Raw genomic sequence first — 15,577 nt, 5'->3', positions numbered from 1 at the left:
CCGAGTCAGTTCTGGGCGCCGGTGCGGATCGCTGCGGCGTCCTCGGTCGACTCCTCCTTGTCGGCGAGCGGCCCGCCGGTGTGCCGCAGCAGTGGCACCTCCTTGATGAACAGGATGGCGATCAGCGCGATCAGTCCGAAGGGTGCGGCCGCCAGGAAGATGTCCCCGGCTCCGTGCCCGTACGCGGACTCCACCACGGCCCGGATGGGCGCGGGCAGGGTGGTCACGTCCGGCAGGGTCCCACCGCCTGCCCCCGAGGTCGGCAGGCCGAGGGCGGCCAGCCCGTCGCTGAGGTAGCGGGCCACGTTGTTGCCGAGCAGGGCGCCCAGGGCGCTGACCCCGACCGCACCGCCCAGGCTGCGGAAGAAGGCCACCACGGAACTGGCCGTGCCGAGTTCGTGCGGGTCGACCGTGTTCTGCACGGCGAGCACCAGGTTCTGCATGGTCATGCCCACACCCACCCCGATCAGCGCCATGTAGATGCTGAGCAGCCAGTACGGGGTGTCCGACCGCAGGGTGCCCATCAGGGCGAAGCCGACGGTCAGCAGGGCCGCGCCGATGACCAGGTACCGCTTCCACCGGCCGGTGGTGGTGATGAGCCGGCCGACCACGGTGGAGGAGACCAGCAGGCCGATGATCATCGGCAGGGTCATCAGGCCGGACATGGTGGGGGTGGCCCCCCGGCTGATCTGGAAGTACTGGCCTAGGAAGACCGAGGCACCGAACATGCCCACACCGACGGCGATGCTGGCCACCACCGAGAGGGTCAGGGTGCGGTTGCGGAACAGGCGGGGCGGGATCAGCGGCTCGCTGACCCGGGTCTCTACCCGGATGGCGGCGGCACCGAGCAGGAGGGCGCCGGGCACCATCACCGCGGTCTGCCAGGAGAGCCAGTCGTACCGGCTGCCGGCCAGGGACACCCAGATCAGCAGCAGCGACACCGCGCCGGTGATCAGGGTGGCACCCCACCAGTCGATCTCCACCTTGCGGCGGACCACCGGCAGGTTGAGGGTCTTCTGGAGTACGACCAGGGCGGCCAGGGCGAAGGGCACCCCCACGTAGAAGCACCAGCGCCAGCCGAGCCAGGGGGTGTCGACGATCACGCCGCCGATCAGCGGGCCGCCGATGGTGCCGACGGCCATCACCGAACCCAGGTAGCCGCTGTAGCGGCCCCGCTCCCGCGGCGAGATCATGGTCGCGATGATCACCTGCACCAGTGCGGTCAGACCACCGGCCCCGATGCCCTGGACCACCCGGCAGGCGATCAGTTGTCCGGTGGACTGCGAGAGCCCGGCCAGAACGGAACCGAGTACGAAGATCGCCAGGGAGGCCTGAACCAGGACCTTCTTGCTGACCAGGTCGGCGAGCTTGCCCCAGAGCGGGGTGGTCGCGGTGGTCGCCAGCAGGGTCGAGGTAACCACCCAGGTGTACGCGGACTGGCTGCCGTTGAGATCGGTGATGATCCTCGGCAGGGCGTTGCCGACGACCGTGCCGGACAGGATCGCGACGAACATGCCCAGCAGCAGGCCGGAGAGGGCCTCCAGGATCTGCCGGTGGCTCATCTGCACGGTGCTCGCTCGGGCGGGCGCGCTCGCCTGAGTCATGGGGAGGGCCTCCAGATGGAGTGGAAGATGTTGCTGAAGGCAACGGTACGACTTGGTTGCCTAAAGCAACAACATGCGCCGGTCCCGGTCTATTTCCGCGTGGCCGGCAGTCTGGATCAGCCCCAGGCGTCGTTGAACCGGCGGATCAGCCGGGCGAACTCCTCGACGTCCTGTTGCGGCCAGCTCTGTAGCGCTCGCCGGATCTGTCCGAGTCGGGGCGCCCGGGCGGCGTCGAAGCGGCGCTGGCCCTCCTCGGTCAGGCTGAGCTGGGCGGCCCGCCGGTCACCCGGATCCGGGTCCCGCCGTACCAGGCCGAGGGTCTCCAGGTTGTGGATCTGACGGCTCAGGGTGCCCTTGCCGACCCCCAGCCGGGCGGCCAGGTCGGTGAGCCGGATCGCGCCGGAGCGACGCAACCAGAGCAGCAGCCCGTACGCGTTCGGCTCCAGATTCGGATGCACCTCGCTGGCGATCTCCCAGGAGATTGCCCTGGCCCGCCGGAGCAGGGCGGCCAGCTCGTCCTCCACCTCGCGCAGGCTCACCGGCAGATCCTCGTCCACGCTCACCGGCAGATCGTCGTCCACAGCGACGAGACTACGGAGCTGGGGTGACGGTCTGCTGGCCGCCCCGCAGCACAGCGTTAACCGGGGGCCCTTCTACTACGCCAGGCGTTAACAAGGTGCCCTTCCTTCAGGGGGTCAGGCGGTGGTGGGCCACCTGGCGCAGGTGGCCGTCGTTGGTGGTGCCCTCGATGATCACGTCGGCGGTGCGTTTGGCGTGCGTCAGGGTGGCCACCGCGTTGCCGAAGTACGGCCCGGCCAGCTTGCGCCAGCGCACCTGCGGCCGGGGCACCCCGGCGGTGCGGGCCAGGGCCCGGGTGGCCGAGGCCGGTCCCCGGGCCCAGCCCAGCCGCATCAGGGGACGCATCCCGGCCGGCACCTGGTTGTGGATCGGCGAGCAGGTCAACTGGTGCACCGGGGTGCGTACGGCCGGATCGGCGAACCGGACCCGGGCCACGTACGAGTGGTGCACATCACCGGAGAGCACGTTGATCGATGCCGGGGGCGGGTACGCCGGACCGGCCCCCTTGCGGTCGCCCGGCTCACCCGGGGTGCCGCCGCCGACCCGGGCGAACAGGGCGCCCATGGCGTCGAAGGAGCGGCGGAAGGCACCCCAGTGCTCCAGGTCCAGTCCTCGGCGGAGCCGCTCGGACACCGCGGCCAGCCAGGGGCGGGGCGAGTCGGCCAGCTTCTCGTTCCAGGCCTCGACGTGGTGGATGCCCGGCGGCAGCAGCCAGGGCAGCGAGGAGCCGACCACCAGGTGGTCGTAGTCGCCGTGCACCCGGTCGACGAACCAGGCCCACTCCCCGGGCGGCAGCATCGCCCGTTGGCCCGGCCGCAGCACCCGGCTGCACCGGGTGTCCAGCATGACCAGGCGGGTACGCCCCAGATCCAGGGAGTAGCTCCACTGGTACTGCACCGCATGCCACCGCTCGGGGTCGTGCGCCAGGTCGGCCTCGGTGTCCACCCGCTGACCGAACTCGCGCAGCACCTCGGTGGCGTCCCCGGCCGTGGTCACCTTGGCGTAGATCGGGTCGGCCGCGATCTCGTCCGGCGAGAGGTTGCCCAGGTGCTGATACACCCAGTAGGTGGCCAGGCCGCTGGCGATCCGCTCGGCCCACCAGGGCTGCTCGCGCATGTCCGCGCGCCAGGAGGCCGAAGTGTTCCAGTCGTCGATGATCTCGTGATCGTCGAAGATCATCACACTGGGCACGGTCGAGAACAGCCAGCGGATCTCCGGATCCCCCCAGGACTCCAGGTAGAGCTTGGTGTATTCGTCGAAGCTGACCACCTGGTCGCTGGGAGCCTTCGCCGGGCGGCGTCGCCGTCGCTTGAGCAGTCGCTTGACCGTCGGTGAGGTCTCGTCTGCGTACACCTGGTCGCCGAGGAGCACCAGCAGGTCCGGCAGGGCCGCCGGGTCCGGGTCGGCCAGGATCCGCCGGGCGTACGCGTCCAGGGCGTCCGGGGGCAGCTTGCGGGTGGTGGCGTGCTGGGTGGTCTCCCGGCAGGAACCGAAGAGCAGCCGTACCGGCTGGTCCCGGTCATCGGCGGCCCGGGTCCGGATCACACTCGGCGGAAACCGCCCCTTGGGCAGCGGCCAGACCACCTGGTCGTCGAGGAACACCTCGTAGGTGGTGGCGCTGTCCGGGATCAGCCCCTCGACCACCACCAGGGCGTAGTGATGGTCGTACGCGGTGAAGGTGTGCGCCGTGCCGGTGGCGCCGGCGGCCGTGCGGACGGTGACCACCGCCGGGGCCGTGGTCTCCACCCAGATCGTGGCCCGCGTACCGATGACCCGGCGCAGCAGTGGGCCGATGAGCAGTTCGGCGGGCATGAGGAACCTCCAGATGAGAGTGGTTCAACCTCTACTACCCGATCGGCGGCCAGGCCAGTGCTGGCTGTGGTGCAGACTATCGCCGTCGGCGCGCCGGGGTGGGGAGCGGTGGCTGAGACGCGGTCGTCGCCATCTGACAGGATTTCGGCATGACGGAATACCTCCTCATCGCTCTGGCCCTGCTCGGTGTGCTGATCCTCGGCGGCATCGGGTTGGTCGTGCCGAGGCTGCGCCGTCGGCCGGCACCGCCGCTGCCGCGCACCGAGGTGGACACGCGGGCGGAGGAGGAGCTGGCCGGGCCGCCGGTGGAGGCCCCGGAGGCCGAGCTGTCCACCGGGGTGCTGGTCGAGCCGCCGCCGGTGGTGGAGGCGCCGGCCCCGACCGTGGAGGTGCCCGAGCCGACGGCCGGTCGGCTGGTCCGGCTGCGGTCCCGCCTGTCCCGTTCGCAGAACGCCTTCGGCAAGGGGCTGCTCGGTCTGCTCAGCCGCGACCGCCTGGACGAGGACGTCTGGGAGGAGATCGAGGACAGCCTGATCACCGCCGACGTGGGGATCGACGCCACCCGGGAGATCGTCGACCGGCTGCGGGAGCGGACCCGGGTGCTCGGCACCCGTTCGGCCGCCGAGCTGCGCGCCCTGCTCGCCGCCGAGCTGGTCAACGCCCTCGACCCGGAGCTGGACCGCTCGCTGCGCACCACCCCCAAGGAGGGGGTGCCGGCGGTGCTGCTGGTGGTCGGGGTCAACGGCGCCGGCAAGACCACCACCTGCGGCAAGATCGCCCGGGTGCTCATCGCCGACGGCCGCACCGTGCTGCTCGGAGCGGCGGACACCTTCCGGGCCGCCGCGGCCGACCAGTTGGAGACCTGGGCCGGGCGGGTCGGGGCGGAGACCGTCCGGGGCCCGGAGGGCGCCGACCCGGCCAGTGTCGCCTTCGACGCGGTCCGACGCGGCATCGACACCGGGGTGGACACCGTGCTCGTGGACACCGCCGGCCGGTTGCAGAACAAGGTCGGCCTGATGGACGAGCTGGGCAAGGTCAAGCGGGTGGTGGAGAAGCACGGCCCGATCGACGAGACCCTGCTCATCCTGGACGCCACCACCGGGCAGAACGGGCTGGAGCAGGCCCGGGTCTTCACCGAGGTGGTCAATGTCACCGGGGTGGTGCTCACCAAGCTCGACGGCACCGCCAAGGGTGGCATCGTGATCGCCGTACAGCGCAAGCTGGGCATTCCGGTGAAGCTGGTCGGGCTCGGCGAGGGTCCGGACGACCTGGCCCCGTTCGACCCGGTGCAGTTCGTCGACGCCTTGCTGGGCACCGAAGCCCCCGGGCCGACCGCGTAACCTCGGGTGACCAGAGACAATCGCGTGTACGCGGGCTGGCGTGACCCGAGCCACCCGTCGCAGCGCCTCGGGAGACCGTACGTGACTTCGCAGGAGATCCCCCTGCACGGCGGGAACGTCAGCACGGTGGTGCGGGTCGGCGACACGGTCCGGCGTAACGCCGGCCCGTGGACCCCGGCGGTGCACGCCCTGCTGCGTCACCTGGAGTACGTCGGGTTCACCGGCGCCCCCCGGGCCCTGGGCATGGACGAGCGCAACCGGGAGGTGCTGTCGTACCTGGAAGGGGAGTGCGGGGAGTACCCGCTGGCCCCGCACTGGGTCACCGACGAGGCACTGGTCACGGTCGCCACCATGCTGCGGATGTTCCACGACGCCCAGTACGGTTTCGTGCCCCCGCCCAACGCGGTGTGGCGCTCCTTCGGGCCCCCGCCCCCGGACACCGAGGTGATCTGTCACCACGACGCCGCGCCGCACAACGTGATCTGGCGGCCGGACGGCACCCTGGGGCTGATCGACTTCGACCTGGCCTCACCGGGTGCCCGGATCTACGACGTGGCGTACGCGGCCTGGACCTGGGTGCCGATCTTCTCCGACCGGGACTCGATCACCCTGGGCTGGAAGCGTCCGGACCGGCCGCGCCGGTTGCGGTTGTTCGCCGACGCGTACGGGTTGATTCCGCGGGACCGGCACCGGCTGATCCGTACCATCCGCAAGCGGATCGTCGACCATGTCGAGGGCATCCGGCGGATGGCCGCGGCCGGGGAGCCGGCCTTCGTGCGGATCGTGCACAAGGGTCACCTGCGTAGGCCGATGCGTGATCTTCGACTGCTCGATTACGAGCGTCATGCCCTGGAGTACGCCCTGCGGTGAACCGTCAGGGGGATAGACCGGCACCAAATGGCTGATTGACCCCCGTCGAAGCGCTGAGGTGTGCGTTTTTCTTCACACGTACGAAACAAGCCGTCACGGTCCGGAAACCAGCCGGGGACCCTCGTCGAAACAGCCGGCGACCAGGCTTCCGGCCAACCGGCGTACGGGCGATGCTGCGCGATGCCGGGAGGGAGGGAAAACAACCCGAGAGGAGGCAGCGTGCCGGAGCTAGATTCTGGTGCCACCGCCTGGATTTTGACTTCTGCCGCCCTGGTGTTGCTCATGACGCCCGGCCTGGCCCTGTTCTACGGCGGCATGACGCGATCCAAGTCCGTGCTCAACATGATGATGATGAGCTTCGGTGCGATCGGCCTGGTCAGCCTGTTGTGGGTGTTCTACGGCTACAGCATCGCATTCGGCGAGGACATCGGCGGGATCACCGGTGATCTCTCCGCCGCCGGTCTGCGGGGCATGTTGGAAAGCGGCACCGAGGGAGGAATCCCCGACCTGCTGTTCGCCGGTTTCCAGTTGATGTTCGCGGTGATCACGGTCGCCCTGATCAGTGGTGCGATCGCCGACCGGGCCAAGTTCGGCCCGTGGCTGCTCTTCGCCGGCCTCTGGGCCACCCTGGTCTACTTCCCGGTCGCCCACTGGGTCTGGGGCGGCGGCTGGATCATGGAGCTCGGCGTGCTCGACTTCGCCGGTGGCACGGCGGTGCACATCAACGCCGGTGCCGCGGCCCTGGCCCTGGCTCTCGTCCTCGGCAAGCGGGTCGGCTGGCCGAAGGACAAGTTCAAGCCGCACAACCTGCCCATGGTGCTGCTCGGTGCGGGTCTGCTGTGGTTCGGCTGGTTCGGCTTCAACGCCGGCTCCGCCGGTGCGGCCAACGGCACCGCCGCCATCTCGCTGATCAACACCCAGGTCGCCACGGCCGCCGCGGTGCTCGGCTGGATCGTGGTCGAGTGGCTCCGTGACGGCAAGCCGACCACCCTGGGTGCGGCCTCCGGTGCGGTCGCCGGTCTGGTCGGTATCACCCCCGCCTGTGCCTTCCTGGAGCCCCTGGGCGCGATCGCCCTCGGTCTGATCGCCGGTGCCATCTGCGCCCTCGCGGTCGGCATGAAGTACAAGCTCAAGTACGACGACTCCCTCGACGTGGTCGCCGTGCACATGGTCGGCGGCATCATCGGCTCGCTGCTCATCGGCTTCCTGGCCATCGAGGTGCTGGCCGGCGAGGGCAACGCGGGTCTGCTCTACGGCGGCGGCATCAAGCTGCTGGGTCTGCAGGCACTCGGCGTGGTCGCCGTGCTGGTCTACTCCTTCGTGGTCGCGTACATCATCGGCCTGGTGATCGAGAAGACCATCGGCTTCCGGGTCAGCGCCGAGGCCGAGGTCGAGGGCATCGACAACGCCGAGCACGCGGAGAGCGCGTACGAGTTCAGCTCCACGAGTGGTGGTGGCGGGGCCTTCGCCGCCGCGGGTATCGCCCCCTCGGCCAAGCCGAAGAGTGAGCCCACCGAGGCGGTAACCGAAAAGGTCGCCAGCTAACGTTCGTGAGATGGAGGGGTTGGACATGAAGCTGGTGACCGCGGTCATCAAGCCGCACCAGTTGGACGCCGTCAAGGAGGCCCTGCACGCCCTGGGCGTGGCCGGACTCACCGTCAGTGAGGTCCAGGGCTACGGACGGCAGAAGGGCCACACCGAGGTCTACCGGGGTGCCGAGTACACCGTCGAGTTCCTGCCCAAGATCCGGGTGGAGGTGCTGACCGACGAGATCGACGTCGAGAAGATCGTCGACGCCGTGGTCGGGGCCGCCCGGACGGGCAAGATCGGTGACGGCAAGGTCTGGGTGACCGGAGTCGAGGAGGTCGTCCGGGTCCGCACCGGTGAGCGCGGCCTGGACGCCCTGTAAGGAGACACCGTCGATGACCTCGTTGACCTCTCGGCAAGCCTCGGCTTCCAGCCCCACGGCAGCACCGAAGGTCAACGAGGTCGTCGGCGTACCGGCCGGGATCGGCGCGGCGGCGCGTCGAGCCCGAGCCGAGGCGTACGACGCCTGGCTGGCCCGGCTGCTGCCGGACCGGCCGGGGGTCGCCCTGCTGACGGTCGGCGGGCTGGGCCGGCAACAGTGCGCCCCCTACGGCGACCTGGACCTGGTGCTGGTGCACTCCGGGGTGGCCGGGATCGACGAGTTGGCCGCGGAGCTGTGGTACCCGATCTGGGACGCCGGCCTGCGGCTGGACCACTCCGTACGTACGGTCGCCGAGGCCCTGTCGGTGGCCCAGGACGACGTCAAGGTGGCCCTGGGGCTGCTGGACGCCCGCCTGGTCGCCGGCGACCCCGAACTGGCCGACACCCTGATCCGCAGCGCCACCGACCACTGGCGGCGCACCGCCGTACGCCAACTGGCCCCGCTGCGGGAGACCACGGTCGCCCGCTGGCAGGCCCACGGCGAGCTGGCCTTCCTGCTGGAGGGCGACCTCAAGGAGGCCGCCGGAGGGTTGCGGGACGTCGGCATCCTGCGGGCCGTGGCGCTGGCTGGGATCACGGATGCGCTGCGTCCCGCCGTACACGCCGCCCACCTTCGCCTGCTGGACACCCGGGACGCCCTGCACCAGCAGGTGGGTCGTCGGGTCGACCGGCTGCTGGCCCAGGAACGCGAAGGGGTGGCCGCCCTGCTCGGCCTGCGCCAGACACCCCCCGGCGACCCCGACACCGATGCCGCGGGCCCGGGTGGATCGGCTACCGCTGCGGGGCCGGCTGGAGCGGCCGGTGACGGGGACGCCCTGCTGCGTCGGGTGGCCGGGGACGCCCGGACGGTCAGCCACGCCCTGGACGACGCCTTCCGGGCCGCCGACCGGCTGCGCACCGGCCGCCGTCGAGGCGCCGACGGGCGTCCGCTGCGTCGCCCGGTGGCCCGGGACGTGGTCGAGCACGACGGGGAGCTGGTGCTGGCCCGCACCGCCATCGGGGCCCGCCCCGACCCCAACCTCTCGCTGCGGGTGGCCGCCGCGGCGGCGGTCACCGGGCTGCCGATAGCCCGGGCCACCTGCGAATGGCTGGCCACCTACTGCCCACCCCTGCCCACCCCCTGGCCGGCGGAGGCCCGAGCCGCCCTGACCACCCTGCTCGGTGCCGGCACCGGGCTGCTGCCCGCCTGGGAGACCTGCGACCGGTACGGGCTGATCGACGGCTGGCTGCCGGAGTGGACCCGGCTGCGCAGCCTGCCCCAGCACAACCCGGTGCACCGCTTCACCCTGGACCGGCACCTGGTGCAGACCGCCTTCGAGGCCAGCCGACACACCCGGGACGTGGACCGCCCCGACCTGCTGCTGCTCGGGGCCTTCCTGCACGACATCGGCAAGGGTCTGCCGGGTGACCATTCCACGGTCGGGGCCCCGATCGCCGAGTCCATCGCCGCCCGGATCGGCCTGCCCGCCGCCGAGGCGAAGCTGATCGGCACCCTGGTCCGGCTGCACCTGCTGCTGCCCGAGGTGGCCACCCGCCGCGATCTGGCCGATCCGGTGACCATCTCCGGGGTGGCCGAGGCGGTCGGCGACGTCACCACCCTCGACCTGCTGCACGCGCTGGCCCGGGCGGATGCCGCCGCCACCGGACCGGGGGCCTGGTCGGACTGGAAGGGCCGGCTGATCGCCGAACTGGTGGCCCGGGTCCGCACCACCCTGGACACCGGGGCGGTACCGGAACCGCCCGCCCCGGACCCGGCCCTGGTGGCGGGGCCGCTGCCGGTCGTACACCTGACCGGGGACCGGGTGGCGGTGGCCGCGGCCGACCGGCGGGGCCTGCTCGCCACGGTGGCCGGTTGCCTGGCCCTGCACCGCCTGGAGGTGCTCGCGGCCGACGCCTCGACGGTGGACGGGCGGGCCCTGGTGGAGTGCCGGGTGCAGCCCCGCTACGGGCTGCCCCCCGAGCCGGTGGCGCTCAGCTCCGACCTGCGTAGGGCGGTCGGTGGCGACGTCTCCGTCACCCAGCGACTGCGTGGACGGGCCCTGGCCGCACGGGGGGCCGGGGCCGAACCACGGGTGGTCTGGCACCGGGACGCCGCCACCGACGCGGTACTGCTGGAGTTGCGGGCCGCGGACGCCGCGGGCCTGCTGTACCGGGTGACCAGCGCCCTGGACGCGGCCGGCGCCCAGGTCCGCGCGGCCCGCATCGCCACCCTGGGCGGAGACGTGGTCGACGTCTTCTACCTCGTCGGCTCCTGGCCCTCCGACGAGGACCGCACCCGCCTCGAAGCCGCCGTCCTAGCCGCCGTGTAACCGCCCCCGGCGGCGTCTCCCGGGAAATCGGACAGCAGTTTCGGGGAAAGTGCTGCCTCACCAGCCGACGAGGCAGCACTTTCCCTGATGTTGCTCGCCGCAGCCGCGCAGTGCGCGGCGCGCAGGGTGGGGGCGCGGGTGTGCGGGTGGGCTGCCGTCGGGAAAGGGGGCGGCTGGGCCGGGCCGGGGAAGCGGGGTCGGGCTAGGCTAGCGGTGGGCTGGACACCACCCGCGTGTCCGTACCGTGCCCGCCGAAGACGACAATCGGGATGTTCGCGTGTTTGACACCTTGAGTGACCGCCTCTCCGGGATCTTCACCAAGCTCCGCGGCAAGGGACGCCTCACCGACGCCGACATCGACGCCACCGCGCGCGAGATCCGCCTCGCGCTGCTGGAGGCCGATGTCGCGCTGCCGGTGGTCAAGGGCTTCATCGCGAACGTCAAGGAACGGGCGCGTGGTGCGGAGGTCTCCCAGGCGCTCAACCCGGCCCAGCAGATCATCAAGATCGTCAACGAGGAGCTGGTCGCCGTCCTCGGTGGCGAGGGGCGTCGGCTCCAGTTCGCCAAGCAGCCGCCGACGGTGATCATGCTCGCCGGCCTCCAGGGTTCCGGTAAGACCACCCTCGCCGGCAAGCTGGCCCGCTGGCTCAAGGCCCAGGGCCACCAGCCCCTGCTGGTCGCCGCCGACCTCCAGCGCCCCAACGCCGTCGGGCAGCTCCAGGTGCTCGGTGGCCGGGCCGGGGTCGAGGTGTACGCCCCGGAGCCCGGCAACGGGGTCGGCGACCCCGTGCAGGTGGCCAAGGCCTCCCTCGAACACGCCCGCCGGGCCGCCCGCGACGTGGTCATCGTCGACACCGCCGGTCGACTCGGCATCGACGCCGAGATGATGCGGCAGGCCGCCGACATCCGGGACGCGGTCGACCCCGACGAGGTCATCTTCGTCATCGACGCGATGGTCGGCCAGGACGCGGTGCGTACCGCCGAGGCCTTCCGTGACGGCGTCGGCATCACCGGCGTGGTGCTCTCCAAGCTCGACGGCGACGCCCGGGGTGGTGCCGCCCTGTCGGTGCGTGAGGTCACCGGGCAGCCGATCCTGTTCGCCTCCACCGGCGAGAAGCTGGAGGACTTCGACGTCTTCCACCCCGACCGGATGGCCAGCCGGATCCTCGGCATGGGCGACGTTCTCACTCTGATCGAGCAGGCCGAGGCGGCCTTCGACACCGATCAGAAGGAGAAGATGACCGCCAAGCTGATGGGCGGCGAGCAGTTCACCCTGGAGGACTTCCTCGACCAGCTCATCGCGGTCCGCCGGATGGGGCCGATCGCCAACGTGCTGGCCATGATGCCCGGCATGGGGCAGGTCAAGGACCAGTTGGCCGAGGTGGACGACAAGCACTTCGACCGGATCACCGCGATCATCCGGTCGATGACCCCGGCCGAGCGGACCAACCCGAAGATCATCAACGGCTCCCGCCGGGCCCGGATCGCCAACGGTTCCGGGGTCACCGTGATGGACGTCAACCAGCTGCTCAACCGCTTCGCCGACGCGCAGAAGATGATGAAGCAGATGGGCGGCATGATGGGCCTGCCGGGCGGGCGGCGCAAGGCCACCAAGAGCCCGAAGAACAAGCGCAAGGGTACGAAGGGCGGCGGTCGGCCGCGTACCGGTGCCGGGCTGCCCGGTGGCTTCCCGGGTGGCATGCCGCAGCTTCCGCCGGGCATGAAGCCGGAGGACCTGGCGGCCGGTCAGGGCCTCCCGCCGGGCTTCAAGCTCCCGAAGATCGACTTCAACAAGCTCGGCAAGGGCGGCCAGCCACCCCGCTGAGCGTGTCGGTGACGGCGGGTGGTGTTGTCGGCGCTTAGGGTGATGCCGCCCCTGGAAGGAGGAGTCATGACCGTGGCGCCCATCCTGCCCGAGCGGTCGGAGTGGACGGTTGACGACCTCGGCGACCTGCCGAAGGACCTTCCGTACGAACTGATCAACGGAAGGTTGATCGTGCCGTCCCCCACTGCCCTGCACCAAGATCTCTGTGTCCGGCTGCTGCTGGCGCTTGAAGTCAACTGCCCGGCGGAATACCTGGTCAGCATCGACCTGTCGATGCGGGTCGACCGCCGCAACGAGCCTCGGCCGGACGTGGTCGCGATCCGTCGTCAGCACGCCGACCGCTCGCCCGTGCCGGTCGAGGACGCCCTGCTGGCCGTCGAGGTGGTCTCGCCCTCCTCGACCTTCCGCGACCTCTACGACAAGGCCCGGGTCTACGCCCGCGCGGGAGTACGCACCTACTGGGTGGTCGACCCCCTGCACGAGAAGATGACCCTGACCGAGTACGTGCTGACCTCCGCCGGTGAGTACGAGGTGGCCGCCCACACGGAGGACCTGTTCGTCACCGAGCGACCCTGGAAGGTGTCGGTCGACCTGCCGGCGTTGACCGTACGGCGGGCGGGGCTCCTCGCCAGCGACGGAGAGTGATCCGGTAGGACTGTGCGCATGGCTCTGCATGTGCGCGGTGTGCTCCTGCCGGACGACGAGGTCCGGGATCTGTGGCTGGTCGGCGACCGGATCACCTTCGAACCGGTGCCCGGTGCCGAGACGATCGCCGACGGCGGCTTCGTCCTGCCGGGGCTGGTGGACGCGCACTGCCACATCGGCATCGCCCGGGGCGCGACCCCGATCACCTCGCTGGACCAGGCGCGGGCCTTGGCGCGGATCGACCGGGACGCGGGTGTGTTGGCGATCCGGGACGCCGGTTCGCCCTTTCCGTACCCGGAGCTTGAGGACGAACCCGACCTGCCCCGGATGATCCGGGCCGGGCGGCACATCGCGCCGCCGAGGCGCTACCTGCGCGACATCGGGGTGGAGGTCGAGGCGGCCCAGGTGGCGGCGACCGTGGCCGAGCAGGCGGCGGCCGGCAGCGGCTGGGTCAAGCTGGTCGGGGACTGGATCGACCGGGGGGTCGGTGACCTGGCGCCGGCCTGGGACGCGGACACCATGGCCGCCGCGGTGGCCGCCGCGCACGCCGCCGGGGTGCGCGCCGCCGTGCACACCTTCAGCGAGTCGGCCGTGGAGATCATGGTGCGGGCCGGGGTGGACTCGGTCGAGCACGGCACCGGGTTGAGCCTGGACGTGATCGACCTGATGGCCCGGCAGGGCACCGCGCTGATCCCCACGATGATCAACATCCGGACCTTCGGCCACATCGCCGACCAGGCCCGACCCAAGTTCCCCGGGTACGCCGACCACATGATCGCCCTGCGGGACCGCTTCCCCGAGGTGGTGCGTTCGGCGTACGAGGCCGGGGTGCCGATCTTCGTGGGTACCGACGCCGGTGGTGGCATCGACCACGGCCTGGCCGCCGAGGAGATGCTGTTGCTGCACGAGCAGGCCGGCATGAGCACCGAGGACGTGCTCGCCGCCGCCACCTGGCGGGCCCGGCAGTGGCTGGGCTTCCCCGGTCTGGTCGACGGTGGCCTGGCCGACCTCGTCGTCTACTCCGAGGACCCGCGCCGGGACCTGCGGGTGGTTCGCGAGCCTGCCCGCATCGTCCTGCGCGGTCGGGTCATCCGCTGACCCGACCTACCAGTGATGCCGCGCCCGATCGCGCTGCCCCGTCCGCCCCTGCATAGGATGTGCGGTTATGGCGCGCGTGCTTACTCCCCGGGCTGAAGACTTCCCCCGGTGGTACCAGGACCTCATCGCTAAGGCGAAGCTGGCCGACAACGGGCCGGTGCGGGGGACCATGGTGATCCGACCGGCCGGCTATGCCATCTGGGAGCGGATGCAGGCCGAGATGGACGACCGGATCAAGGCGGCCGGGGCGGAGAACGCGTACTTCCCGCTGTTCATTCCGGAGAGCTACCTCAAGCGCGAGGCCGAGCACGTCGAGGGCTTCTCGCCGGAGCTGGCGGTGGTCACCCACGGCGGCGGCAAGCAGTTGGCCGAGCCGGTCGTGGTGCGCCCCACCAGCGAGACCGTCATCGGCGAGTTCATGGCCAAGTGGATCGACTCGTACCGGGACCTGCCGCTGCTGCTCAACCAGTGGGCCAACGTGGTCCGCTGGGAGCTGCGCCCCCGGATCTTCCTGCGCACCAGCGAGTTCCTCTGGCAGGAGGGGCACACCGCCCACGCCACCCGCGAGGACGCCCGGGCCTACGCCCGCAAGATCCTGCACGAGGCGTACGAGGACCTGATGGTCAACGTGCTCGGCATCCCGGTGGTGGTCGGGCTCAAGACCGCCCGGGAGCGGTTCGCCGGGGCGACCGCCACCTACACCTGCGAAGGCATGATGGGCGACGGCAAGGCCCTGCAGCTCGGCACCAGCCACGAGCTCGGGCAGAACTTCGCCAAGGCCTTCGACATCAGCTACTCCTCGGCCGAGGGCGGCCGGGAGCACGTCTGGACCACCTCCTGGGGCACCTCGACCCGGATGCTCGGCGGTCTGATCATGTGCCACGGCGACGACAACGGCCTGCGGGTGCCGCCAAGGCTGGCCCCGGTGCAGGCGTACGTCATGGTGGTCAAGGACGGCGAGGGTGTGGGCGAGGCGGCGGCCAAGCTGCGCGACGCCCTGCGCGACGCCGGGGTCCGGGTCCTGCTCGACGACCGCACGGACACCCCCTTCGGCCGCCGGGCCGTCGACGCCGAGCTGCGCGGCTACCCGGTACGTGTCGAGGTCGGCCCCCGTGACCTGGCCGCCGGCAACGCGGTCGTGGTCCGGCGTACGGACGGCTCGAAGGCCCCCACCCCCATCGCGGACGTGGTCGGCGCGGTGCTCGCCGCCCTGGCGGCCGACCAGCAGGCCCTGCACGACCAGGCGCTGGCCTTTCGCCAGTCCCGCACCACCGAGGTCGCCACCCTCGATGAGGCGATCGAGGCGGCGGCCACCGGCTGGGCAAGGGTTCCGTGGTCGGCGGTAGGTGTCGAAGGCGAAGCCAAGGCCAACGCCCAGGGCGTCACCGTCCGCTGCCTGGTCCGCGCCGACAACTCCGTCCCGGACACCGAGGACGAACCCGACCTGACCGCCATCCTCGCCCGCGCCTACTAACCCACCCCAGGCGCTACCCACGCGCCCCCACCCCCGCTCTGCTCGTCGATCTT

12 protein-coding genes are annotated in these 15,577 nt (G+C 71.2%); 9 read left to right on the top strand and 3 right to left on the bottom strand.

Annotation, left to right across the window (positions count from 1 at the left end; genetic code table 11):
* Positions 1-5: 5 nt before the first annotated feature.
* The 3 genes from ACGFIK_RS01745 to ACGFIK_RS01735 form a co-directional block, all read right to left on the bottom strand.
* Complete coding sequence (locus ACGFIK_RS01745; protein WP_327022269.1) at positions 6-1,604, bottom strand: MDR family MFS transporter; 1,599 nt, start codon at positions 1,602-1,604, stop codon at positions 6-8.
* 116 nt (positions 1,605-1,720) lie between these two features.
* Entirely contained in the window at positions 1,721-2,185 is a 465-nt protein-coding gene (locus ACGFIK_RS01740; protein ID WP_327022268.1) for a MarR family transcriptional regulator, read from the bottom strand.
* Positions 2,186-2,291: 106 nt separating this feature from the next.
* Positions 2,292-3,995, bottom strand: a complete 1,704-nt coding sequence (locus ACGFIK_RS01735) for an alkaline phosphatase D family protein (protein ID WP_327022267.1) — start codon at positions 3,993-3,995, stop codon at positions 2,292-2,294.
* Positions 3,996-4,144: 149 nt separating this feature from the next.
* Between ACGFIK_RS01735 and ftsY the strand changes: the two genes are divergently transcribed.
* The 9 genes from ftsY to proS all read left to right on the top strand — a co-directional run bounded on the left by ftsY (position 4,145) and on the right by proS (position 15,524).
* Positions 4,145-5,335 (top strand): signal recognition particle-docking protein FtsY, encoded by a 1,191-nt coding sequence (gene ftsY, locus ACGFIK_RS01730; RefSeq protein ID WP_327022266.1) that lies wholly within the window; start codon positions 4,145-4,147, stop codon positions 5,333-5,335.
* 24 nt (positions 5,336-5,359) lie between these two features.
* Positions 5,360-6,205, top strand: a complete 846-nt coding sequence (locus ACGFIK_RS01725; RefSeq protein WP_393337670.1) for an aminoglycoside phosphotransferase family protein — start codon at positions 5,360-5,362, stop codon at positions 6,203-6,205.
* Between the two features lie 219 nt (positions 6,206-6,424).
* Complete coding sequence (locus ACGFIK_RS01720) at positions 6,425-7,750, top strand: ammonium transporter (RefSeq protein WP_327022264.1); 1,326 nt, start codon at positions 6,425-6,427, stop codon at positions 7,748-7,750.
* A 25-nt stretch (positions 7,751-7,775) separates the two neighbouring features.
* On the top strand, positions 7,776-8,114 hold the full coding sequence (locus tag ACGFIK_RS01715) for a P-II family nitrogen regulator (RefSeq protein WP_165521895.1): 339 nt from the start codon (positions 7,776-7,778) through the stop codon (positions 8,112-8,114).
* Between the two features lie 13 nt (positions 8,115-8,127).
* Positions 8,128-10,482, top strand: coding sequence for a [protein-PII] uridylyltransferase (locus ACGFIK_RS01710; protein WP_327022263.1), 2,355 nt, complete (start codon positions 8,128-8,130; stop codon positions 10,480-10,482).
* A 277-nt stretch (positions 10,483-10,759) separates the two neighbouring features.
* Complete coding sequence (ffh, locus tag ACGFIK_RS01705) at positions 10,760-12,307, top strand: signal recognition particle protein (protein ID WP_327022262.1); 1,548 nt, start codon at positions 10,760-10,762, stop codon at positions 12,305-12,307.
* A 66-nt stretch (positions 12,308-12,373) separates the two neighbouring features.
* Positions 12,374-12,952 (top strand): Uma2 family endonuclease, encoded by a 579-nt coding sequence (locus ACGFIK_RS01700; RefSeq protein ID WP_327022261.1) that lies wholly within the window; start codon positions 12,374-12,376, stop codon positions 12,950-12,952.
* Between the two features lie 18 nt (positions 12,953-12,970).
* A complete protein-coding gene (locus ACGFIK_RS01695; RefSeq protein WP_327022260.1) occupies positions 12,971-14,050 on the top strand; it encodes an amidohydrolase family protein in 1,080 nt (359 codons plus the stop codon).
* Positions 14,051-14,117: 67 nt separating this feature from the next.
* Positions 14,118-15,524: a proline--tRNA ligase gene (gene proS, locus ACGFIK_RS01690; RefSeq protein WP_327022259.1), complete on the top strand. Its 1,407-nt coding sequence runs from the start codon at positions 14,118-14,120 to the stop codon at positions 15,522-15,524.
* Positions 15,525-15,577: the final 53 nt, after the last annotated feature.

Origin of the sequence: Micromonospora sp. NPDC048871 (assembly GCF_043198155.1) — a bacterium.
Classification (GTDB): Bacteria; Actinomycetota; Actinomycetes; order Mycobacteriales; family Micromonosporaceae; genus Micromonospora.
This window is presented reverse-complemented; position numbering and strand designations above follow the sequence as displayed.